The sequence below is a fragment of the Nocardioides luteus genome (assembly GCF_000960475.2).
Lineage (GTDB): Bacteria > Actinomycetota > Actinomycetes > Propionibacteriales > Nocardioidaceae > Nocardioides > Nocardioides luteus_A.
The window spans coordinates 16,008-38,100 of the sequence record NZ_JZDQ02000038.1; the positions used below are offsets into that span (position 1 = coordinate 16,008).

Annotated in this window: 23 protein-coding genes; 12 read left to right on the forward strand and 11 right to left on the reverse strand. The window is 69.2% G+C overall.

Annotated features, from left to right (window positions below):
• Positions 1–6 precede the first annotated feature (6 nt).
• From UG56_RS22555 to UG56_RS22570, 4 genes are all read left to right on the forward strand, one after another.
• The gene (locus tag UG56_RS22555) at positions 7–432 is read left to right on the forward strand and encodes a hypothetical protein (protein WP_143055152.1); all 426 of its coding nucleotides are present in this window, start codon (positions 7–9) and stop codon (positions 430–432) included.
• The gene (locus tag UG56_RS22560; RefSeq protein ID WP_052693524.1) at positions 429–680 is read left to right on the forward strand and encodes a hypothetical protein; all 252 of its coding nucleotides are present in this window, start codon (positions 429–431) and stop codon (positions 678–680) included. Before UG56_RS22555 ends, UG56_RS22560 begins: the two co-directional genes overlap by 4 nt.
• A 154-nt stretch (positions 681–834) precedes the next feature.
• Positions 835–2,181, forward strand: a complete 1,347-nt coding sequence (locus UG56_RS22565; protein ID WP_084101448.1) for a lytic transglycosylase domain-containing protein — start codon at positions 835–837, stop codon at positions 2,179–2,181.
• Positions 2,182–2,386: 205 nt separating this feature from the next.
• Positions 2,387–3,238, forward strand: a complete 852-nt coding sequence (locus UG56_RS22570; protein WP_045549448.1) for a hypothetical protein — start codon at positions 2,387–2,389, stop codon at positions 3,236–3,238.
• 97 nt (positions 3,239–3,335) lie between these two features.
• Here UG56_RS22570 and UG56_RS22575 read toward each other — a convergent pair whose 3' ends face one another.
• Complete coding sequence (locus tag UG56_RS22575) at positions 3,336–5,564, reverse strand: transglycosylase domain-containing protein (RefSeq protein ID WP_256206839.1); 2,229 nt, start codon at positions 5,562–5,564, stop codon at positions 3,336–3,338.
• A gap of 180 nt (positions 5,565–5,744) precedes the next feature.
• Between UG56_RS22575 and UG56_RS22580 the strand changes: the two genes are divergently transcribed.
• Together UG56_RS22580 and UG56_RS22585 are read left to right on the forward strand one after the other, a co-directional pair.
• On the forward strand, positions 5,745–6,599 hold the full coding sequence (locus UG56_RS22580; RefSeq protein ID WP_045549446.1) for a multinuclear nonheme iron-dependent oxidase: 855 nt from the start codon (positions 5,745–5,747) through the stop codon (positions 6,597–6,599).
• A 1-nt stretch (position 6,600) separates the two neighbouring features.
• Entirely contained in the window at positions 6,601–6,909 is a 309-nt protein-coding gene (locus tag UG56_RS22585; protein ID WP_052693692.1) for a hypothetical protein, read from the forward strand.
• Positions 6,910–6,924: 15 nt separating this feature from the next.
• On the opposite strand, the gene UG56_RS27660 is transcribed toward UG56_RS22585, so the two are convergent.
• The 6 genes from UG56_RS27660 to lepB (UG56_RS22615) all read right to left on the reverse strand — a co-directional run bounded on the left by UG56_RS27660 (position 6,925) and on the right by lepB (UG56_RS22615) (position 12,895).
• Positions 6,925–7,818, reverse strand: a complete 894-nt coding sequence (locus tag UG56_RS27660) for an Abi-alpha family protein (protein WP_218145266.1) — start codon at positions 7,816–7,818, stop codon at positions 6,925–6,927.
• Entirely contained in the window at positions 7,815–9,137 is a 1,323-nt protein-coding gene (locus UG56_RS22595) for a hypothetical protein (protein WP_045549445.1), read from the reverse strand. Before UG56_RS22595 ends, UG56_RS27660 begins: the two co-directional genes overlap by 4 nt.
• A gap of 81 nt (positions 9,138–9,218) precedes the next feature.
• The gene (locus tag UG56_RS22600) at positions 9,219–10,217 is read right to left on the reverse strand and encodes an Abi-alpha family protein (protein ID WP_071327266.1); all 999 of its coding nucleotides are present in this window, start codon (positions 10,215–10,217) and stop codon (positions 9,219–9,221) included.
• Entirely contained in the window at positions 10,214–11,533 is a 1,320-nt protein-coding gene (locus tag UG56_RS22605) for a TIGR03750 family conjugal transfer protein (protein ID WP_218145267.1), read from the reverse strand. Before UG56_RS22605 ends, UG56_RS22600 begins: the two co-directional genes overlap by 4 nt.
• Before the next feature lie 169 nt (positions 11,534–11,702).
• Complete coding sequence (lepB, locus tag UG56_RS22610) at positions 11,703–12,278, reverse strand: signal peptidase I (RefSeq protein ID WP_045549444.1); 576 nt, start codon at positions 12,276–12,278, stop codon at positions 11,703–11,705.
• On the reverse strand, positions 12,275–12,895 hold the full coding sequence (gene lepB, locus UG56_RS22615; protein WP_177191530.1) for a signal peptidase I: 621 nt from the start codon (positions 12,893–12,895) through the stop codon (positions 12,275–12,277). The genes lepB (UG56_RS22610) and lepB (UG56_RS22615) overlap by 4 nt, the downstream gene beginning before the upstream one ends.
• A 291-nt stretch (positions 12,896–13,186) precedes the next feature.
• Here lepB (UG56_RS22615) and UG56_RS22620 point away from each other — a divergent pair, with 291 nt between their 5' ends.
• The 6 genes from UG56_RS22620 (at position 13,187) to UG56_RS22645 (ending at position 17,523) form a co-directional block, all read left to right on the forward strand.
• Positions 13,187–13,792: a DUF6230 family protein gene (locus tag UG56_RS22620; protein WP_045549443.1), complete on the forward strand. Its 606-nt coding sequence runs from the start codon at positions 13,187–13,189 to the stop codon at positions 13,790–13,792.
• A gap of 86 nt (positions 13,793–13,878) precedes the next feature.
• A complete protein-coding gene (locus tag UG56_RS22625; protein ID WP_045549442.1) occupies positions 13,879–14,409 on the forward strand; it encodes a DUF6114 domain-containing protein in 531 nt (176 codons plus the stop codon).
• On the forward strand, positions 14,406–15,317 hold the full coding sequence (locus tag UG56_RS22630) for a DUF6230 family protein (RefSeq protein WP_045549441.1): 912 nt from the start codon (positions 14,406–14,408) through the stop codon (positions 15,315–15,317). The genes UG56_RS22625 and UG56_RS22630 overlap by 4 nt, the downstream gene beginning before the upstream one ends.
• Positions 15,314–15,781: a DUF6114 domain-containing protein gene (locus tag UG56_RS22635; protein ID WP_045549440.1), complete on the forward strand. Its 468-nt coding sequence runs from the start codon at positions 15,314–15,316 to the stop codon at positions 15,779–15,781. The genes UG56_RS22630 and UG56_RS22635 overlap by 4 nt, the downstream gene beginning before the upstream one ends.
• A gap of 6 nt (positions 15,782–15,787) precedes the next feature.
• On the forward strand, positions 15,788–16,768 hold the full coding sequence (locus UG56_RS22640; RefSeq protein WP_045549439.1) for a hypothetical protein: 981 nt from the start codon (positions 15,788–15,790) through the stop codon (positions 16,766–16,768).
• Between the two features lie 26 nt (positions 16,769–16,794).
• Positions 16,795–17,523: a DUF6230 family protein gene (locus tag UG56_RS22645; protein ID WP_045549438.1), complete on the forward strand. Its 729-nt coding sequence runs from the start codon at positions 16,795–16,797 to the stop codon at positions 17,521–17,523.
• Between the two features lie 202 nt (positions 17,524–17,725).
• On the opposite strand, the gene UG56_RS22650 is transcribed toward UG56_RS22645, so the two are convergent.
• The 4 genes from UG56_RS22650 to dnaK form a co-directional block, all read right to left on the reverse strand.
• Positions 17,726–18,160 (reverse strand): heat shock protein transcriptional repressor HspR, encoded by a 435-nt coding sequence (locus UG56_RS22650; protein ID WP_045549437.1) that lies wholly within the window; start codon positions 18,158–18,160, stop codon positions 17,726–17,728.
• Entirely contained in the window at positions 18,160–19,344 is a 1,185-nt protein-coding gene (locus tag UG56_RS22655) for a DnaJ C-terminal domain-containing protein (protein ID WP_084101455.1), read from the reverse strand. Before UG56_RS22655 ends, UG56_RS22650 begins: the two co-directional genes overlap by 1 nt.
• 81 nt (positions 19,345–19,425) lie before the next feature.
• Positions 19,426–20,163, reverse strand: a complete 738-nt coding sequence (gene grpE, locus UG56_RS22660) for a nucleotide exchange factor GrpE (RefSeq protein ID WP_052693686.1) — start codon at positions 20,161–20,163, stop codon at positions 19,426–19,428.
• Positions 20,160–22,019 carry a molecular chaperone DnaK gene (dnaK, locus tag UG56_RS22665; protein WP_045549436.1) on the reverse strand — a complete coding sequence of 620 codons (1,860 nt, stop codon included), beginning with the start codon at positions 22,017–22,019 and terminating at the stop codon, positions 20,160–20,162. Before dnaK ends, grpE begins: the two co-directional genes overlap by 4 nt.
• Positions 22,020–22,093 lie beyond the last annotated feature (74 nt).

Sequence of the window (22,093 nt, forward strand, 5' to 3'; positions counted from 1 at the left end):
GCTCCCGTGGACTCCCCAGGCGCCGTACGCGACCAGCTGGCCGCGCGCCAGCGCGAGGTCCTCGACGACCTGCTGGCGGGACGTACGCCGCCGGGGTTCGACGCCGCCGGCACGACCGCGACGACGCGGGTGCTGCACCACAAGCGCTCGTCGGCTGCCCATCACGCCGCCCCCGAGCTCGACCTGCTCCCGGACTGGCGCGCCCGCTTCCATGCCTGGGCGGGGCAGCATCCGCAGCAGGGCTGCGCCCACGACGACGTACGCGCCTTCCTCGCCACCATCGGTGCCGGCTGGGTCCGCCTGCACGAGGTCTATGACGGCCGGCGGCGGCTGGCGCTCACCAGGATCGACGGGCGCCGGGTGCTCACCGTCGGTCTCGGCTCACAGATCTGGCACCTCACCCGCCGCACCTGGAAACGGAGCTCCACGTGAAGACCCTGATCATCCTCGTGATCCTCGGCCTGGTCGTCTACGCACTTACCCAGACCGCACTGAAGGCCGGTCGCACCAACCGCCGCCGCGGCCCGCGCCGAGGAGGCGGGAGCAGCTGCGGCTCGAGCGGCTCCTCGTGCAGCTCCTCCTACGACTCCGGTGGCGGTCACCACCATTCCTGCAACAGCTCCTCCTGCAGCAGCTCCTCCTGCGGCTCGAGCTGCGGTGGTGGGGGCGGCGGCGACTGACCCTCGCCGCCGAGCACGAGCTTCTGTCTCGGGGCATCGCCAAAATGAGTAGTTTGGGGGATTCTCGGCCCGAATCGCACGCAACTCGTCGCGACCGGGGCTCACATGGGGTGGATCGATGACACCACCGCCAACCCCGAGGATGTGACCGAGGATGACCCCGCGACCCGGTCTGCTGCTCAAGGCAGCGGCTCTGCCCGTTGCCGCCGCCACCGCCGTCTGGACGATCTACGCGATCCAGGAGGAGCCTCGGCCCGTCGACGCGCCGGCGATCGTGCGGCAGGCGCCGATCGAGGTGCCGATCCGGGTGCCGGTCCAGGAGCTGCTGCCGCCGGTGAGCGTCTCCGCGGTCGAGCCCATCCCCAGGGCCGTTCCCGCCCTCGCGGCCCAGCCGGCCGGGTTCGCGGCCAAGGCCGCCGCCGGCGTCATCCCCGAGACAGCACTCTCCGCCTACCAGCGCGCCGCGACGGTGCTCGCCGACGCCGACCCCGACTGCCACCTCGACTGGTCCCTGATCGCCGCCATCGGGCGGGTCGAGTCCGACCACGGCCGCGCCGGGGGCAACACGCTGTCCCCATCGGGGGTCGCGACACCCGGGATCTTCGGCGTACCTCTCACCGGGGCCGGCGGCACCGCACGCATCCTCGACACCGACGGTGGCACCTACGACCGTGACCTCGTCCACGACCGCGCGGTCGGGCCGATGCAGTTCCTCCCGTCGACCTGGTCGGATGTCGGGGTCGACGCCGACGGCGACGGCCGCCGGGACCCGCAGGACGTCGACGACGCCGCGCTCGCGGCCGCTGTCTACCTGTGCTCCGGCCCGGCCGACCTGTCCACCGAGGCCGGGCAGCGCTCGGCGGTGCTCCGCTACAACCACAGCGAGGCGTACGTCTCGGCGGTCCTGCAGATCGCCGACGGCTATCGGCTCGGGACCTTCGAGGTGCCCACCGGTGTCGTCCTGCCCGCCGCCCAGATCCCGGACACCTCGCCCGCCGACCGCGAACCGCCCGCCGGCGCCACGCCCAGCGCCCGGCCGCCCCGGTCCTCCGACGGCGCGTCGACCTCGCCGATCTCCTCCTCACCGTCGGGATCCGCCTCCCTCGGCGACGGCGGCTCCCTTGCCCCGTCTCCCGCCTCGGGTCCGTTGTCGACCGAGACACCCACCGAGACACCCACCGAGACACCCACCGAGACACCCACCGAGACGCCGACCCAGACTCCGACGGAGGCACCCTCCGAGGCGGCCGCCGACACCCCGACGGAGGCGCCGACACCGACACCGACGCCGACACCGACGCCGACCGCGACCGAGACGCCCACCGTGGACCCAACACCTGCCGAGACGCCCACTGCGGACCCAACGCCCACCGAGACGCCCACTCCGACACCGACCGAGACCCCATCCCAGATCCCGTCCACGACCGAACCGACCACCGAACCGACGACCGACCCGACCACCGAGCCGGCCGGTGCGGAGACCTCCGCGAGCGCCTCCTGAGACTCGGCCCGAACGTGTTGGCCTCGACACGCCGCCCACGCCCGGCTCGACCACCGCCCTCCCCCGGTTGGTCGAGCAGTCGGAGACGCCCGGTGGAACGTGTCGAGGCCAACACCCATCGCTTTACTTAAATCGGATTACAACCCCGCTCGGGCCGGGCAAACTGTGGCCTGCCGCTTGACTCCCCCACCAGGAGCCGCCTCGGATGCCCACTGATCAAGATCGTCTCGTCGCCCATGTCTCGCGCCTCGGTGAGGAGCACCCACCGATCCCGATGGACTCCGTCGACTTCACCGTGAACGACCCGGCCGGCTTCGGCGCTCGGTTCGGACATGTGCTCGACTACATGGCTCGGGTCGAGCTCGAGGTCGACCGCAACGTACTCGAGATCTCCACCATGCTGCCCAACCCACCCGAGGTCGACAAGCGGTTCTATGCCGAGGTGTGGCAGCCGCAGGAGATCCAGCACGGGCTGATCCTCGACCGGCTCCAGCAGGTCGTCGGGCGACCACCGGCGACCACCGATCTGGACCACGTCGGCCTGAAGCTGAAGGTGCTCGGCCTGCTGGCTCACCTGGAGCCGTTCCAGGACGTGTGCCGCATGCTCTACTACCTGACCGGGATGGCCACCGAGCGTTCCGCGGTGATCGCCTACAACCTGCTCCACGACGGCGTCGTCGAGACCGGCGAGCAGGCCGTCGCCGAGACCGTCATCGCGCCGATCAAGCGTCAGGAGCCGGGTCACTACGCCTTCTACCAGCTCTCCGCCCGCGCCCACTGGGCCACCCTCGCGGCCTGGCAGAGGTGGCTGGTCAGGCGCATGCGCCGGATCTCCTTCGCCCCCGTCGGCGTCAACAACGCGACCCAGCTGGCCGACTTCGGCGACGTCATGGAGACCCTCGGCGTCGACCACGAGGGTCGCGACCTCGCCGCCGACGTGGCCCGGGTCGAGCAGGAGCTCCTCTGGGCCCGCGACCGCGGCCTCCCCGTCCCCGACTACGTCGCCCGCGCCTTCCGCGAGGCCGTCGAGGCAGCTCAGGCGCGATCGACCCGCTGAATGTTCACCGAGGTAGCTCGGTCAGCGCACACCGGCTTCATGGAACTCCACGAAGTCAGCGACCATCCACCGAGTCACCTCGGTGAACATCCGCCCGTCACCCGCGCCACTTCGAGATGAGCATCTCGACCGTCGCACCCTTGATCGCCCGGCTGGCCGGGACGGTGCCCACGACCGTGCCGGCCTTCCAGCGCGACTTCACCCGCTTGCCGACGACCGGCTTGAAACCGGCCGCCTTGAGCCGCGCGGTGGCCTTGGCCACCGAGAGCCCCTCGACCTTCGGGATCTTGATGCCCTTGCCGTTGATGACGCCGGCGCCGGGGCGTACGAAGTTGGCGGAGCCGAGCTTGCCGTCGATCGCCCGCATCGCGTCGGCCCACATCGGGCCGGCGACGGTCGACCCGGAGGCCGAGGCGACGTAGCCGCCACGGAGGCGCTGCCCGTTGAGGGTGACCCAGTGGCCCTCGTAGTCCGCACCGGCGATCATCGACGCGGTCGCGAGCTTGGGCGTGTAGCCGTTGAACCACACCGCGCGGTTGCTGTTGGTGGTCCCGGTCTTACCGGCGGACGGCACGCTCAGCGCGAGCTTCTGCCCGAACCCGCCCGGCTGCAGCACGCCGCGGAGGATGTCGTTCATGGCATCCGCCGTGCCCGTACGCATCACCTGCTGGCACGAGGCCGGGTACTCCTTCATCGTCTTCCCGTCGGGGCCGACGATCTGGGTCACCGGCCGCGAGTCGCAGTGCTTGCCGCGGGCGCCGAACGTGGCGTACGCCTCGGCCATCTCCAGCGGGCTGACGTCGATCGGACCGAGGGTGAACGACGGGAAGCGCTCGTGGGCGGGATCGGTCAGATGGACGCCCATCTTCTTCGCGAGCGCGTAGGGAGCGCAGACGCCGGTGAACTGCTCGAGCTGGACGTAGAAGGTGTTCACCGACTCCCGGGTGCCGGTGTAGAGGTTCTTGTTGCCCGAGGTGGTCGAGTTGCCGACCGGGTAGGGGTTGGGGTTGAAGGTGCCCTCGCCGGGACAGTTGGCGAAGGACGCCTGGTTGAACGTCTTCTTCTCGGGCGACTTGATCTCCTGGCGGAGCGGGAACCCCTTCTCGATCGCCGCGGCACCGACGAAGACCTTGAAGGTCGAGCCGGCCTGGAAGCCGTTGGCGTCGCCGTACTCCTTCGGGACCAGGTAGTTCAGGTAGGACTCGCCCTTCTTGCGGTTCTCCCCCATCGGCCGCGACTGCGCGAGCGCCTTGACCATCCCGGTGCCGGGCTCGACCATCGCCAGGGCGCCGACGGCGTTGTTGGTGGGCGAGACGTGGCGGCTCACCGACTTCTGGGCCGCCTTCTGGAAGCTCGAGTCCAGCGTCGTCCGGATGGTCAGGCCACCGGTCTGCAGCAGCCGCCAGCGCTCGGCCTCGGTCTCGCCCAGCGACTTGTCGGCGAGCAGCCACCGCAGCGCGTAGTCGCAGAAGAACTCCGCGGACGACCCGAAGCAGCCGTTGCGGCTGTCCTGCACGTGGAGCCCGAGCGTGCTCGCCTTGACCTTCTCGGCGTCGGCCCGCGGCAGGTCGCCGACCTGGACCAATCGCTCGAGGACCAGGTTGCGGCGAGCGATCGTGGCATCGGGGAAGTCCGTCGGGTCGTAGCCGGTCGGGTTCTTCACCATCCCGGCCAGCATCGAGGCCTGTCCCCAGGTCAGGTCGGAGGCGTCGGCGCCGAAGTAGTGCTTCGCGGCCGCCTGGACCCCGTAGGCGGAGTCGCCGAAGTAGGCCGCGTTGAGATAGCGCTCGAGGATCCAGTCCTTGTCGTGGTTCTCCTCCAGCCAGATCGCATAGCGGAGCTCGCGGATCTTGCGGGCCGTGGACTTCTCGGTCGCGGCGGCCCGCTCCTCGTCGGTGTCGGCGCTGTAGACGAGGGTCGTCTTGACCAGCTGCTGGGTGATCGAGGAACCGCCCTGCACCGACCCCGACTCCGAGGCCGAGTTGCGCAGCAGCGCCCGCAGCGTGCCCTTGAGGTCCATCGCGCCGTGCTCGTAGAAGCGGCTGTCCTCGATCGCGAGCAGCGCCTTCGGCATGTTGGGCGAGATCTGGTCGAGCGCCTTGTAGGACCGGTTCTGGTCGTAGAGGGTCGTGATCACCTTGCCGTGCACGTCCAGGATCCGCGTGGTCTGCGAGAGCTCGCCCATGTCGAGGTCGAGGGGCAGCTCGTCCATCGCCTCGGCGCCCGACTTGGCCGCGACACCGGTCAGGTGGATGAACGGGATCGCCATGCCGGAGGCCACCAGGCCCGTGACCGCGGCGACGCCGATGAATGCCGCGAACCGCACCACGGCGCGATGAAACGGCAGGGAACGAACGACTTTGCGCGCCAACGTGGGGGCTCCTACACGGGCCTCGCGCCAGGACCGGCGATGGGCTACTGGGTAACGGGAAACGTCATCTCAGACTACCGGACCGGCGAAGGAATTCAGGAGACGGACCACCACCGCCCGGACCACACTTGAGCCATGACGCGACGGGTTCAGGGGACGGCGGTGGCCTGGCGTCCGTCGATCGCCGACCTCCTGACGTCGTACGCATCGGCCGGCCGTCTCGGGTTCACCGAGGTCGTCGCCGAGAACGTCTCCGTGGACCGCCTTCCCGCCGCGTTGACCTCGCTGGGTGTGCCCGTCGTCGTGCACGGCGTCGAGCTGGGTCTCGCCGGTGCCGCGGAGCCGTCGGCCGAGCGCCTCGCTCATCTGGCCGCGCTCGCCGAGGCGCTCGGCAGCCCGGTCGTCTCCGAGCATGCCGCCTTCGTACGCGCCGCCGACTCCCCCTCCGAGCTCCACGGCGACGTCCTGGAAGCCGGCCATCTGCTGCCGCCACCGCGCACCCGGGAGTCGCTGGACGTGCTGTGCGAGAACGTACGCATCGCCCAGTCGTCCCTCCCCGTCCCGCTCGCCGTGGAGAACATCGCGGCCCTCTTCGCCTGGCCCGAGGACACCTACACGGAGCCGGACTTCCTGACCGAGCTCGTCGACCGCACCGGCGTACGGATCGTCCTCGACGTCGCCAACCTGCACGCCTCCGCCACCGCCCGCGGCACCGACCCGGCAGCAGATCTCCGACGCTTTCCGCTGGACGCGGTGGCCTACGTCCACGTGGCCGGCGGCATCGAGCGCGACGGCCTCTACCTCGACACCCACGCCCACCCGATGCCGCCGCCGGTGCTCTCGCTCCTGGAGACCTTGGTCGACGCGTACGCCGGGCGAGACCTGCCGGGCGTCATGCTCGAGCGCGACAGCGACATCTCGCCCGAGACGGTCGCCCCGGAGTTCGAGACGCTGACCAGAGCCGTCAGCCGGGCAGAGTCGCGGAGCTGACATGGACCTGCTCATCGGGCTCGGATTCCTGGGATTCATCGCGACCGTCGTCCTCGTGGTCGCGCTGACGATGGTCTTCAGTCGCAGCAACCTGCGCCGCCACAGCCGGCGCAGACAGCGCAGGCGACGGCACGGCGCACCGGTTCACCGCGGGCACGACGGTGTCACGTGGGGCGCGGATACCAGCTACAGCTGCTCGTGGTTCGGCGCCCAGGGCGGAGACGGTCATTCCGGGGACGGCCACAGCTCGTCCTCGTGCAGCAGCGCATCATGCGGCGGCGGCTCGTCGTGCGGCGGAGGCGGCAACTGAGCACCGCCGTGGTGCTCAGGCCTTCGGCAGATCCGCGCCGCCGGTCACCGGAGCCTGATGCTCCGGGTAGGCGGACTCGGCGGAGTCCTCGTCCACGAGCGTGGTGCGCCCGAAGGCCTCGCCGAACGGCGTCAGGTGCACCGAACGACGCACGATCTTGGCGAACTTCACCGAGTGCAGCGCCTCCAGCACGTCGGGCTGCGCCTCGAGGACCTGGTATTCCAGCGGATCGGGCAGCGGCTCCTTGGAGAACCACACCAGCCCGAGCCGGAACAGGTTGTTGAGATAGGCCGGGACCCGCTCGGGATAGCGCACCCCGCTGCGCCCGGCGATCATGTTGAGCCCCGGCGCGATCATCGTGCTGCCGACGAGACCCGCCGGGCCGCCGGTGCGGATGTCGACCGACGGCTGCGGCCCCGCCTGGAGCAGGTAGAGCAGCATCCGCGCCTCGTCGGGCGCGAGCTCGTCGAGGATCCGGGCGTACGCCGGATGCCCCTGCTCGTCGGCCCAGACGTCGCGGGACCGGTCGAGCAGCTCGGCCCCGCGACGGCGCAGCACCGGCAGCGAGTCCTGGGACGCCTCGGCCTCCCGCGTGCGGGCGAGCACGACCTCCTGACCGGCGGCCTGGTAGTCGGCGTCGGAGAGCTCCATCACCTGGTTGGCGCCGGGCAGGATGATCCGGGCCGCGGTGCCGGCGACGATCCCGACGGCCTCGGCCGTCTCCCGCACCAACCCCACGCGTACGTCCTGGTCGACCATCGCCCGGGCGACCCGGATGCCGGCACGACCGGAGGTGCGCAGCCCCCACCCGGCGGTCTGCCAGGCAGCACCGGCCGCCACCCGGGCCAGACCGGGAGCGGTGCCGGCCACGGCGGAGGCGGTCGGGAGGACCTTGCCCAAGAGGCTCATGTCGGAAAGATTAGAAGGTGAAGGAAGCCGCCCGCGAGCCCCATGATCGCGCCATGGGCGTAGAGCATCCATTCGTCCTCCTTGATCGCTGACCGCATCATGTCTACGAAGTCACCCGGCGGAAGCTCCTTCGTGCGCCGCGCGACCAGGTCGCGGATCTTGTCTGCCTGGTGGCGGCTGAAGCCGGGATCGCGGAACGGCACCAGCGTACGATCCGCCGCCTCGTTGGCGACCGAGGTGCTGATCCGGTCGAACCGCTCCGAGCCGAGCGCGATCCGCACCGCACCCCGGTAGGGCCCGGCCGCCCTGTCCACCGCCGGCATCAGCGCGTTGATCAGGAGCTTGCGGGTCGCGTCGCCGCGCGGACCGTCGAGCAGGAAGTCGCCGATGCGCTCGAGCGTGATCACGTCGGTGGCGATGATGTCGGCGTAGACCTCCGCGGCCTGCTCCTGGCGGCGCGGGAAGAGACCCTGCACCTTGATCCCGAGGATGCGCCGAGGCTCGGCGGGCTCGAAGATCAGCCACATGCCCAGCAGGTTGGTCACCCAGCCGACGACCACGCCGAGAAGCGGGAGCAGCCACCACAGGTGAAAGGTCTGGTCGATCAGTGCCACCGGGATGCCCAGCAGGAACCCGAAGATGAAGCCGAAGGCGACCATCAGGTTGAGCTCGCGCTGCCCGAAGTCGCGGAAGATCCTGACCACGAGGGCAGGGTTCTTGCGGAAGTGGTCGATCACCATCAGCTTCGGGTCGAGCAGCTGGTCGATGTGGACGCCGATGTCGTCGGTGACCTTGTGCACGATGGTCGGGAGCTGGGCCTGGACCCTGGTGACGATCGCGTCCTTGACCGCCCGCGGCAGGTCCCGCCAGAGCCGCGGGTGCTCGCGCATCATGATCTGGTCGACCAGCTCGGGCACCTCCGGACGGAAGGTCTCCACGATGTGCGTGGCGATCTCCGAGGGGCCGAGCTGCTGGTAGAAGTCGCTGGGTGTGCCGAGCTTGGCGATCGCCTTGTCGACGGCGATCGAGCCCATCTTCGCGGCCCGGGCGGGGATGATGCCCTGCCAGCCGAGCCCGCCCTGGGCGAAGCCCGGGACCTCCTGCAGCTTGTGCGGCAGCACCCTGGTCAGCTCACGCAGGCCGGGGACCCGGAACCCCTTGAAGGAGAGCGGGGCGAAGAGCATGTAGAGGCCCGACCAGTTGATCAGCCAGCCGATCACCCCGGTGAAGATCGGGATGGTGATCAACGAGAGCCAGTGGACGTGGGCAGCCCAGTCGTCGAACCAGCTGACCAGCGAGTCCTGCCACTCCGGCGACATCCGAGCTCCTTCCGCCAGAGTTCCAGACCGTCAGTATGCGTACCCTACCCACACGCGAACGCAAACACCCCGAACCGTCTGCTATTCGGTTGAGGCCTCCGTCGCCGCACCGGGCGGGATCTCGTGGCCGGGCAGCCCGTCGAGATCTTCGGCATCGGCGAAGCAGGCCCGGGCGAAGTCCTGCCCGAACGGCGTCAGGTGGATCGAGCGCCGCTTGATCCGGGCACCGCCCTTGGCATGCACAGCCTCGAGTACGTCGGGTTGTGCCTCCACCACCTGATAGCGGATCAGCTCGCTGACCGGCTCCTCGGACTGCCACACCAGGCCGAGCCGGGTCAGGTTGTTGAGGTATTGCGGGACCAGCGACGGATAGCGGACGCTGGCCTGCGCCCCGATCATGGTCAGGCCACGGGCGATCATCGGGGAGCCGCGCAGCTGGCCCATCAGACCGCCCTCGACCACGTCGACCGCCGGCTGCGGGCCGTCCTTGAGCATCAGCACCAGGATGCGGGCCTCGTCGGGAGCCAGCTCGTTGAGGATGCTGACGAAGGCGGGATGGCGCTCGTTCTCGTCCCACACGTCGCGCGAGCGGCGCAGCAGCTCCTCGCCGGTCCGCCGCAGCTGGTCGGGGCCGGTGCCCGGGGTGACACCGTTGACCCGCGCGGCGCGACCCTCCATCGCCGCCCTCGCGCCCTCGGCCGCCGGCAGCGCGAACCGTTCCAGCAGACCCGTGACCGGGTTGCCCGTGGCGACCCGCTTCGCGAGGGCGGTCACCTGGCGGGCGTTGGTCGCCACGTCCTCGGTGAGCCGCACCGCCTCGTCGGGGTCGACGACCGCCTTCGCGACCCGCCCCACGCCCCGGGCGTACGTCCGCAGACCCCAGCCCGCGGTGTGGGCGACCGTGACCGCGGAGATCCTGAGCAGGCCCGGGAGGACGTCCATCGCCTCGTCGACGAGACCGCCGCCCGGGGCGGGGGTGGGCAGGCTGTGCATCCCTTCACGGCCCTGCACGAGCTCCTCCTTCGGCGAGATCGAGGGTCGCCGGGCTCCCGGCTCGGTGTTGATGTGGAGGGCGCTCACAGCACGTTCCACCATTCGAAGACCGCCACGTGCAGGAACCCGCCCGCCAGGCCCATGATCGCCCCGTGGGCGTAGAGCAGCCACTCGTCCTCCTTGATCGCTGCCCGCATCATCTCAACGAAGGTCCTCGGAGGCAGCGCACGGCACCGGTCGGCGATCAGCCGCCGGATGTTGCACGACTGCTGCTGACTGAAGGCGGCGTCGCGCAGCGGGGTGATCGTGTAGTCGACGGCCTGCTCGGCGACGGAGGACCGGATCGCGTCGAACCTCCTGGTCCCGACCGCCACCCGGACGGCACCGTAGGCGGGACCGACCGCCGCGTCGACCGCGGGCTCGAGGGCCGCGGCGAGCATCTGGCGGGTGCGGTCGCCGGAGGGGCCGTTGAGGAGGTGTTCGCCGATGTGCTCGAGCGTGATCACGTCCTGGGCGATGTGCTTGCCGTAGACGTCGGAGGCCTGCCACTGCCGCCGGGCGAAGAGTGCCTGGATCTTGACCGGACCGATCCGTCGGGGCTCGGCGGGCTCGAAGATGAGCAGCATGCCGAGCAGGTTGGTCGTCCACCCGACCAGCACCCCGAGGATCGGCAGCAGCCACCACAGGTGGAAGGTCTGGTCGACGACGGCGACCGGGATGCCGAGCAGGAACCCGAAGACCGCACCGAAGACCACCATCATCCGCAGCTCGCGGGCGCCGAAGTCCTTGAAGATCCGCACGATGATCGAGGGGTCCTTCTCGAAGTTCTCGATCACCATGATCTTCGGGTCGAAGAGCTGGTCGATGTGGTTGCCGATCTCGACGGTCACGTCACGCACGACCGCAGGCAGCCGGTCCTGGACGCGCTGGACCACGACCGTACGCAGCGGCCGCGGCAGGTCACGCCAGAACCGGGGATGCTCGCGCCACATGATCTCGTCGACGAGCAACGGGATCTCCGGACGGAAGACGTCGACGATGTGGGCGGCGATCTTGTCCGGCTCGAGCTGCTCGTAGAAGTCGCGGGCGGTCGCCATCTGCGACAGCGCCCGGTCGACCGCGATCGAGCCCATCTTCGCGGCCCGCGCGGGCACGATCCCCTGCCAGCCGATCCCGCCGCGCAGGATGCCCGGGATCTCCTGGATCCGGCGCGGCAGGGAGCCGGCGGTCTGCTTGAGCCCCGGCACGGTGATGCCGTGGAAGTGGATCGGGGAGAACAGCATCCACAGCCCCGACCAGTTGATCAGCCAGCCGATCAGCGCGGTGAAGAGCGGGACCGACCAGAACTCGAACCAGTTGAAGTCGTCGAACAGGGCCAACGCAGCCGAAATGGTGTGAGACACAAGACCTGACCTTCATTCCCTCATCCACGAGACCGCCCCAGGTGCCAGCAGTGTCGTGGTCTCCCTGGCGCGAAAGGCTAGTCGACTGTTTGACAACTCGGGGCAAAATGTCCACCGATCGCTCAGATATCGGTCCACAGGCCCGCAGGCAGGCACGAGGCACACAGCCTCACCGCGGCGAGCCCGGTTCGACGAGAGCAAGTCGGACGTCGCGGGCAACCGTCCCGTTCCGACCGACGGGGAGCATTCGGAAGACCACCCTGCCATGAACGGCCGCGGCATCGATGAAACCGAAGCTGCGCGAGTCGGTCGAGGCGCCCCAGTTGTCCCCGAGCAGCCAGTAGGCACCCTCCGGCACGGTCATCCACTCCTGCTCCACGGCGGCGTCGGCAGACCAGGCGGGGTTGTCCACCTCGTAGATCTCCTCCTCGCCCGCCGGCTGGACCAGCACCTGTGCCTCGCGGGTCACCGAGACCCGGTCACCGGGCATCCCGATCACACGCTTGAGGATCCGGGCACCCTCCCCCGCCACCGAGCTCGGCGCGTCCGCCTCGACGACGTCGAAGCGCTCGATGTCGTCATGGGTCCAGAACTCGAGGAACATCCGGTCACCGTCGCGCAGCGTCGGCTCCATGCTCGTCCCGGACACGGTGACGGAGAAGGCGAGCGCCGCGACCACGATGGTGAGTGCGGCGAAGGCCGCGACCCCCGCACCGATGCCGCTCGCGGCGAGGACTCTCCTCACGGCTCCTCCACACCGGAGACCGGACCGGAGACCTCGACGAGCTCGGCCCCGCCGTCGTCGAACCCTCCGAACGAGCCGGCCGGCAGCAGCCGCAGCCAGGCCTTGCCGGAGACGTCCGCGACCGGCAGGAAGCCGAAGGCGCGCGAGTCGGTCGAGCCGCCCCAGTTGTCCCCGAGGACCCACAGCGCGTCCTTCGGGACGGTCACCCAGACGCCGGCCGAGGCGTTGCGGTCATACCTACCGCCCCGGTCGCAGCACATGCCGACCTCGGTCCCGACACGGGTACGCCAGGCCGGGTTGACGACACGGAAGACGTCGCCGGAACCGGCAGGGCTCACGTAGACGACCGGCGCCTCGCCGCCGGCGATCGCCACCCGGTCACCGGGCATCCCGATCACCCGCTTGACGACCTGCGCGCCCCCACCGAAGCGTTCGGGGCCCGGCTCGACGCCCTGGACCAGGTCGAAACGTTCGATGGCGTCGTTGTGCAGCGGGTCGAGCAGGATCCGATCACCGGAGAGCAGCGTCGGCTCCATGCTGTGACCCTTCACCGTGAACGAGCCGAACAGAGCGGCCACGACCACGGTCATCGCGAGCAGGAAGGCGATCAGCGCCACCCAGCCGACCGTCGCTGCAGCGAAGCCACGCTTGTCAGCGACAGGGTGATTCAGAGACCGTCCGAACACAACCAGGCTCTCTTTCGGGCAGACCGACGACAGCGCAGCCAAACCCAGGCAGGAATAGCCACACTTCGTAGACATTTAGGGACAAATTGTCCAGATGTGCTTGACCGTAGCACGTGGCGCCCATCACAGTTTGGATGCCGCCCAGGGTATTCATCCGTGCGGGCGGCGCATCTTCTCGGGGTTCATCAGCCCGTGAGGGACGGGCTCAAAGAGGGAGCACACATGAACAAGTTGGGCCATACCAGCCTCGGCCGCTTCGCGGCCGTCACACTGCCGGCGGCGCTCGTCTCCGCCGGTATGGGGTACGCGATGCTGTCCGGCATGGTCGGGGCGGTCATCTCCTCCACCGGCGGATTCAACCTGAACACCAGCCTCACCGCCGACTCGCTGAAGATGCGAACCGGCGCCACTGAGGTCGGCTCGACCGGCAACAACCAGGGCACGATCTACGCTCAGACGCAGGGCTCGGTCGCCAACGGGCTCAACGTCGTGACGCCCAAGGTCGACGTCCTCCCGGGCCTGAGCCTCAACCTGGGGATCACCTCGAGCGACCCGCAGATCAACCTCGGCAACGTGGCCCTGAACGCCGCGTCGCTCAACACCCCGAGCGGCGCCACCATGGCCAACGTCACCCTCGGCCAGTCGCAGGCCGATGCCGGCTTCGACCCGGGCGGTCCGGGTTACGTGGCCGACGGGTTCGCACTCCAGGCCGCACAGACCAGTGGCCGGAGCGGCGAGCAGGTGCTGAACAACCTGTCGGCACAGGCGTACGCGGTGCAGCTCAGCTCGCTGAGCCTCAGCAGCCTGTCGATCAAGCTCAACCCGTAACACCTCCAACCCACCGACCAGCAGCCGTTGGCGGGCGTTCCGGAGCGCCCGCCAACGACTCAGCACCAGCCCCTGCCGGAGATGACATGCCTGACACGACGCCCACCGACACCGGTCCCGACGCGACGCCCGACCCGACCACGAACCCCTCGGCCAACGGCCCCACGCCGCGTGGCTTCAAGCGCTTCCGACGCACCCGTCCCTTCTGGGGCAGCCTGATCCTGCTGTGGTCGTCATGGCTGATCGGGTCCTCGATGCTCTCCAAGAGCCTCGACTTCACGATCTTCGCCGCCTTTGGCGAACAGACCCTGCCGCCGGTCCTGATCTCGTTCTCGATGGCCGCCGCGGCACTGATCGCGATGTTCATCCCGTCGCAGCGTACGTTCCCGGGGATCGTCTCGGTCGCGCTCGCGATCGCGGCCCTCCCGCTTGCCAACCTCGGCGGCCTGATCATCGGCACCGTCGCCGGCGTCACCGGCGGCGCCCTGATCGTCGCCTGGACGCCCTACACCGACAAGCAGCTGACCGATATCGCCGAGAAGGACGCGCGCAAGCGCGCCCGCAAGGAGGCCCGCAAGCCAGCCCGCAAGCAGGCCCAGGACGGAGCGATCGCATGAGTCCCCGTGCCCGCCGCTTCGAGCGCACGGAGCCCTGGGGCCAGGAGACCGGGGTGTCCCACGTCTGGGGCCGGCTGACCGGCCGCCTCTACCGAGCGGCGTACGCGGCCATCGACCACGCCGCGGAGCAGTCGGCGCAGATGAAGGCAGACGCCGAGTCCGTACGCCGCGGCAGCCGCAAACGCTCGCTGCCGCTGATGATCGTCGGGAGTGCCGCGCTGGTGGCCATGTTCGGCGCGGTCTCGCAGAACGCGCTGGCGGTCAACTTCACCACCGGGAACTCGAAGTTCAAGCTCTACTCCAACTACCTCGACGCCGAGCACGCGGCCGGCTATCTCGCCCCGACCAGCCGCCAGGGGTCGACGGACTGCGACGCCGACGTGGCCGACGTACAGGCTCAGTGCGGGGTCACCGAGCTCGGCATCTACCAGGCCAAGCTCGCCGGGCTGTGCGGGATCGCCACCGAGAACATCCCGCTCGTCGGCAACTACTCGCTGATGATCACCGCCGGCGACGACGTCCCGGACAGCTACAGCGGCTCGTCGATCCCGACCGGCACCACGACCGACCCGACCACGGGCAAGCTCGTCAACGGCAGCCTGAGCAACGCGATCTCGGCGACCAACCTGTACCTCAACTCCGACGCGCTCAGCGGCTACGGGAACAAGATCTCCGGCATGAACCTCGGCCAGTCGGCCGAGACCGTCGGCGACTCGGCGGGGCTGACGTTCGAGGGCAACGCCAACCAGATGCCCAAGGCAGGTGCCTTCGGCCTCTACGCCCGCCAGCTCAACGTGGCCGGCCTCAACGGAAACAGCTACGGGCTCAACCTCAAGGGCAACATCACTCTCCCGAAGCTGAGCCTCAGGGTCGTCCCGGGAGCCAAGACACAGGCCGACTGCTCATGACCAACACGCTGACAGACGACCTCGGCTTCTCCTCCGACTCCGGACCGGAGAAGGTTCGCCGGGCCCATCGGCTCGGCACGCTCCTCGCCGCGGGCCGCTCGTGGTTCCGCGCGTGGCGACGTACGCGACCCTTCTGGGGTGCGTTGTGGCTGATCGTGGCCGGCGCCTGGATCATCTACTGGATGTCGTTCGACATCGGGATCGCGCTGACGGGCGGCTGGTCGTACTCGGCCGGCTACGTCATGGGCGGCTCGCTGATCATGTTCGGCCTGGTCACCTGGCTGGCACCGCACTACAAGTCGCTCTCGGGGATCGTCGCGTTCCTGATCGCGCTCGGCGCCTTCCCCACCGCCAACCTGGGCGGCTTCGTGCTGGGCTCCGTCCTCGGCATCATCGGCGGCTCGATGATCTGGTCCTGGGGCGAGAAGAAGCCGCGTCCGTCCGACCGTGTCTCCGGTGGCTGACCCGCCGTGTCCCACGACCTCACCGTCGGCAAGCAGCGCCTCGTCGTCATCACCGCGCTCGCACTCCTCATCATGTCCTCGGCACTGTGGCCCTCGGCCGACGCGAACAGCCAGAACGACAGCTATCAGCCGTTCCGGTGCGACCAGCCCGGCAGCAGCGACCCGCAGCAGCGACGACAGGTCGTGCCGCTCAAGAACGGCGGCGACAACGGCACCTTTCAGAGCCGCCTCTTCGGCACCCGGATGTTCCCCTGTCTGTCGGGTACACGGTGGGTCCTGACCGCGGGCGAGCCGAACGGCAGCAGCACCACCAACGTGGCCGCCGACGTGCACGGCATCTACACCAACACCAGCGGCGGCAACTGCGACAGCAACAAGGGCTACACCTACTACTACGCCGCCACGGGCAACATGTGTCTCTTCCAGATCGCCTTCAGCGACCTGGTCTTCCGCAGCAACGTCGCCTCGTTCGGCGCTCCGGTGCTCACCGCGAGATCGTCGACGGCTCCCGCCCCCACCGCCAAGGTGCCGCACGCCCTCCGCATCGCTCCGGACGGTCCGTTCACCGTCGGCGGGCCCGGGGTGAAGACGAACCTGCTCACCACCGGGGACTCGTGGGTGGCGATCCCGTGGAGAACGGTGACCAACCTGGCGGGCATCCTGATCATCGCCGCCGGCCTGACCACCACGGCCCAGAAGAACACCATCTGCACCGCCGGCTGGAACGGTGACGTGTGCCGGCTGAAGATCCGTACGCTCGCCGGCGACGGGACCGGCGGCTGGAACGACCTGGTCACCGCGATCCTCAGTGGCCTGGCGGCCGGAGGCGACTACAACATCCTCTCGGCGAACCTGGAGTTCTACTACCTGTTCACCCACGACGACAACGCGGCGAACGACCCCTACGTCTACCCGCCGGGCGGCACCACGAACCCGCTCAACTCGATCCAGCTTCCCAACACGACGATCACGGTGACCGCGGAATGAGCACGTACGGCACACGATGGCGCCGCATGATCGCGGCGACGACGGTGGGCTTCGCCCTGCTCGGGTCGATGGTCGCGACGATGGCCTCCTCCGCGTCCGCGGTCTTCAGCCCGACGCTGACGATCAACAACGGCAGCTCGACGTTCTCCTCGACCAACATCCACGCCGCCGACGCGGCGTTCGGCACCGCGCTGGTGCAGACCCAGGCGTCCGCCAGCAGCGGCGGCGACTGGACACCGGTGCTGCGCGCCGGCTTCGCGAGCGCGACGATGAACGGCTTCTGCCTCTCCCGGGTCGAGGAGGTCGGCCCGCTCGGCCGCTACACGATCAGGCTCACCTCCGGGGACGACGACCCGTCGACCAACGAGATCAGCGCCGAGATGGCCGCCTTCGACATCAGCCAGCTCCGCGCCGCGGGCGCCCCCGGGATCAACCTCCAGGGGACCGCCCAGATCGGGCTGGCCACGACCGACCTGACCACCAACCCGGGCACCGCTCCCTACGCAGCCAACCCCATGGGCGTTCCTCAGGCGTTCGACCCGAGCTGGTATCTGTCCAGCGGCAACGGCGGCCACAACAACGGCCAGGGCTTCACCGGCATCGACGCGACCGTCGCCGACCTCAACTCCGTCTACGGGGACGTCCGGCAGGCCCAGATCGAGGGCAAGGTCACCCTGCCGAACCTGGAGATCGACCTGCTCCCGGGTGACCAGTCCTGCAAGGCAGCAGCCCAGGCCGGGAAGTTCCCCAACTGAGCCTGCTCGCCTGAAATTGGAAGGACCCGGTGGGTCCGTCTCGGGTCGGCTCCACCGGGTCCGCCGCGCGTGCCCCGACCATATGGGGGTTGGTCCGACACTCGCGGCTTACTCATCAGTATGCGGGCGTCGGACCAACATCGGTTTTAACCAAAACCCACAACTCGCCAACAAATCTGTCAAGCGATCAGTAGGAAACGTGCTATCCCCGCTGCCGCCGCCAGACCACGACCGCCTGGCCCGGCGGGTCCTGCCGAACCGCAGGAAGCCTGCTGGCGGGGCTCTTCGGTTCCGGTGCGGCGGCCCGTGCCTGGGCGAGCGCCTCGCGGGTCGCGGCCAGCTCGTGCAGCAGCTCCTCGTTGCGCCGGCGCAGGGCGTCGACGTGCTGCTCGAGAGCCAGGATGCGGCGGACGCCCTCGATGCCGATGCCGGCCGCGGTCAGATCGGCGATCGAGCGCAGCAGCTCGATGTCGTGGAACGAGTAGCGGCGCCCGCCACCCCCGGTGCGACCGGGGGTGATCAGGCCCATCCGCTCATAGGTGCGCAGCGTCTGCGGGTGCAGCCCGGTCAGCTCCGCGGCCACGCTGATCACGTAGACCGCGGCATCCGGGGCCGGACTGCCGAATCCGTCGCTCATCATGACTCCTCGAGAAGAGACGTACGCAGGGGCTTGTCGGCCATCGCGGCACGGTAGGCCTCGACGGCGGCCTTGGCGTCGGCGTCGAGCACGGCCGGGATCTGCACCTCGACGGTCGCGAGCAGGTCGCCCACGGTGCCGTCAGGGCGCTTGAACCCCTTGCCACGGACCCGGAACGTACGCCCGTTGGGTGTGCCCGGGGGGATCCGCAGCGTCACCGGCGAGCCGGTCAGCGTCGGCAGCTTGGCCTCGGCGCCGAGCGCCAGCTCGTCGAACCCGACCGGTACGTCGACGGTGAGGTTGTCGTCCTTGCGACCGAAGACGCGGTGGGGCGTGACGTGCACGGTGACGTAGAGGTCACCGGCCGGGCCGCCGTTCTCCCCGGCTGCGCCCTTGCCCTTGAGCCGGATCCGCTGACGGTCCTTGACGCCGGCCGGGATGCGCGCCTGGATGGTGCGCGCCGAGGTGCCGCGGCCGGAGCCGTGGCAGGTCGGGCAGGCCTCGTCGTAGATCAGCTGGCGGCCACCGCAGCGCGGGCAGGTCTCGTTCATCGAGAACGCACCGCCGACGGAGTTGACCACGTAGCCGGCGCCCTCGCACTCCGGGCAGACCCGTGGCCTGGTGCCGGGCTTGCCGCCGGTGCCGTTGCAGTCGGGACAGGCGGCGTCGGAGGTCAGCCGCAGCGAGATGGTGACGCCGTCGAGCGCGTCGGTGAACCCGATCGTGGCGCTCGTCTCGACGTCGGCGCCCTTGATCGGCCGAGCCCTCGGGGCCGTACGCCGCCCACCGAAGCCTCCGCCGGCACCCCCACCGAAGAGGTCGCCGAACATGTCGCCGAGCCCGCCGCCCTGGGCGCCGCCGCCACCGAAGAGGTCCTCGAAGTTGTAGCCGCGGCCACCGCCCGTGCCGAAGCCGCCCGGGAAACCGCCGGTGGCGCCCAGGGTGCGCACCTCGTCGTACTTCTTGCGCTTCTCGGCGTCGCCGATGACGTCGTAGGCCTCGGCGACCTTCTTGAACTTCTCGTGCTTGGCTTCGTCGCCCGGGTTGGAGTCGGGGTGGTTGGCCCGCGCGAGCTTGCGATACGCCTTCTTGATGTCGTCGCTCGAGGCGTCCTTCTTGACACCCAGCTCGGCGTAGTAGTCCTTGTTGATCCAGTCCGGCCGGATCCCGTCGTTCTCAGCCACCTAGCCCCTCCTCCCTTCTTCTCGGTGGTCGAGCCTGCCGGTCTCCCGGCAGGCTCGACCACCCACTGTTGTCACTCCAGGTCACTCCGGGTCGACGACCAGGACCTGCGCGGCCCTGACCACCCGGTCACCGATCATGTAGCCGGCCTTGGCGACCAGCTTGACCGAGGTCTCCTCGACCTCCGGGTCGGTGCCCATGTGGCTGAGCGCCTCGTGACGGGTGGGGTCGAAGATGTCGCCCGGCTCACCGAACTTCTTCAGACCCAGGTTGGTCACGATCTTCTCGAGCTGGTCGGCGACGGCCTTGAAGCCGCCCTCGACCTCGCCGTGCTCGCGGGCACGGTCGATGGTGTCCAGCACGTCCACGATCGGAGAGAGCACCTTGTAGGTCGCGTTCTGCGAGACCAGCTCGCGGTCACGGTCGACCCGCTTCTTGTAGTTGACGTACTCGGCCTGGAGACGCTGCAGGTCGGTGGTCAGCTCGGCGACGCGCTTGTCGACCTCGTCGGCAGCATCGCCCATGAAGTCCACCTCGCTCTCGTCATCGATGACCACGTCTGCCTCGTCCTCGGTCTCGTCGTCGGTCTCGTCCTCGTCGTCGGTCGTCTCCTCGACCGCCTCCTCGTCGGAGGCAGCCTTGTCGGAGCCGGCGTCGACGGAGTCGTCCGAGTCCGAGGTGTCGCCCTCAGGAGCGTCCACCTCGGAGTCCTCGCTCGACTCCTCGCCGGCCTCTGTCACAGGGTCGGTCTCGGACGGCGGGGACTCGGAGGTCGTCTCCTCGACGGCCTCCTCCGCCCCGCCGGGGCGCCGCTTGGTCACTTCTTGTCGCCCTCTTCGCCCTCGACGGGCTCGTCGACGATCTCGGCGTCGACGACGTCGTCGTCGGCCTCGCCGGTGGCACCGGTGGCACCGCCGGCAGCGGACTGCTCGGCCTCGGCCGCGGCGTACATGGCCGCACCCATCTTCTGCGAGGACTCACCGAGCTTGGTGATCGCGGTCTGGATGGCGTCCTTGTCGGCCTCGGTGTCCTCGAGGATCTTCTTGAGCGCGTCCAGGTCGGCCTGCACCTCGGTCTTCACGTCGTCCGGGACCTTGTCGCCGGAGTCGGTGATGAACTTCTCGGTGGTGTAGACGAGGCTGTCACCCTGGTTGCGGATCTCGATGGACTCGCGACGCTTGGCGTCCTCCTCCGCGTACTGCTCCGCCTCCTTGACCATGCGGTCGATGTCCTCCTTCGACAGCGCGGAGCCGCCGGAGATGGTCATGGACTGCTCGCGGCCCGAGGCCTGGTCCTTGGCGGAGACGTGCACGATGCCGTTGGCGTCGATGTCGAAGGTGACCTCGATCTTCGGCACGCCACGCGGCGCCGGCGGGAGACCGGTCAGCTCGAAGTTGCCCAGCGGCTGGTTCTCCGACCACATCGGGCGCTCGCCCTGGGCGACCTTGATCTCGACGCTCGGCTGGTTGTCGTCAGCCGTGGTGAAGATCTCGGAGCGCTTGGTCGGGATGGTGGTGTTGCGCTCGATCAGGGTGGTGAAGACACCGCCCTTGGTCTCGATGCCGAGGCTCAGCGGGGTGACGTCGAGGAGCAGGACGTCCTTGACCTCGCCCTTCAGCACACCGGCCTGCAGCGCGGCACCCACGGCGACGACCTCGTCGGGGTTGACGCCCTTGTTGGGCTCCTTGCCACCGAGCAGGCTCTTGACCAGGTCGGTCACGGCCGGCATCCGGGTCGAACCACCGACCAGGACGACGTGGTCGATGTCCTTGAGGGCGACACCGGCGTCCTTGAGGACCGACTCGAACGGCTTCTTGGTGCGGTCGAGCAGGTCGGCGGTGATCTTCTGGAACTCGGCCCGGGTCAGGGTCTCCTCGAAGTGGAGGGGGCCGGACTCACCGTGGGTGATGTAGGGCAGGTGGATGGAGGTGTTCTGGCTCGAGGAGAGCTCGATCTTCGCCTTCTCGGCGGCCTCCTGGAGACGCTGGGCGGCGATCTTGTCCTTGGACAGGTCGACGCCGTTGGCGGCCTTGAACTTGTCGACCATCCACTTCACGATCGCGTTGTCCCAGTCGTCACCACCGAGGTGGTTGTCACCGGAGGTCGCCTTCACCTCGACGACACCCTCACCGATCTCGAGGAGGGAGACGTCGAACGTACCGCCACCGAGGTCGAAGACGAGGATGGTCTGGTCGTCGCCCTTGTCGAGGCCGTAGGCCAGCGCGGCGGCGGTCGGCTCGTTGACGATGCGGGAGACGTTCAGGCCCGCGATCTCGCCGGCCTCCTTGGTGGCCTGGCGCTGGGCGTCGGAGAAGTAGGCCGGGACGGTGATGACCGCGTCGGTCACCGTCTCACCGAGGTAGGCCTCGGCGTCGCGCTTGAGCTTCTGCAGGACGAACGCGCTGATCTGCTGCGGCGTGAAGTCCTTGTCGTCGATGGTCACCTTCCAGTCGGTGCCCATGTGACGCTTGACCGACTTGATCGTACGGTCGACGTTGGTGACGGCCTGGCGCTTGGCGACCTCGCCGACCAGCACCTCACCGGACTTGCTGAACGCGACCACGGAAGGCGTCGTACGGGCGCCTTCGGCATTCGCGATGACGGTGGGCTCGCCACCCTCCAGAACCGAGACGACCGAGTTGGTGGTCCCGAGGTCGATACCGACGGCACGTGCCATCTTTGCTACCTCCGCTTGTTGAAGCTGTGTGTATGTGGATCCGGGAGCCCCGGAAGGCTGTTGGTCTGCCGCCC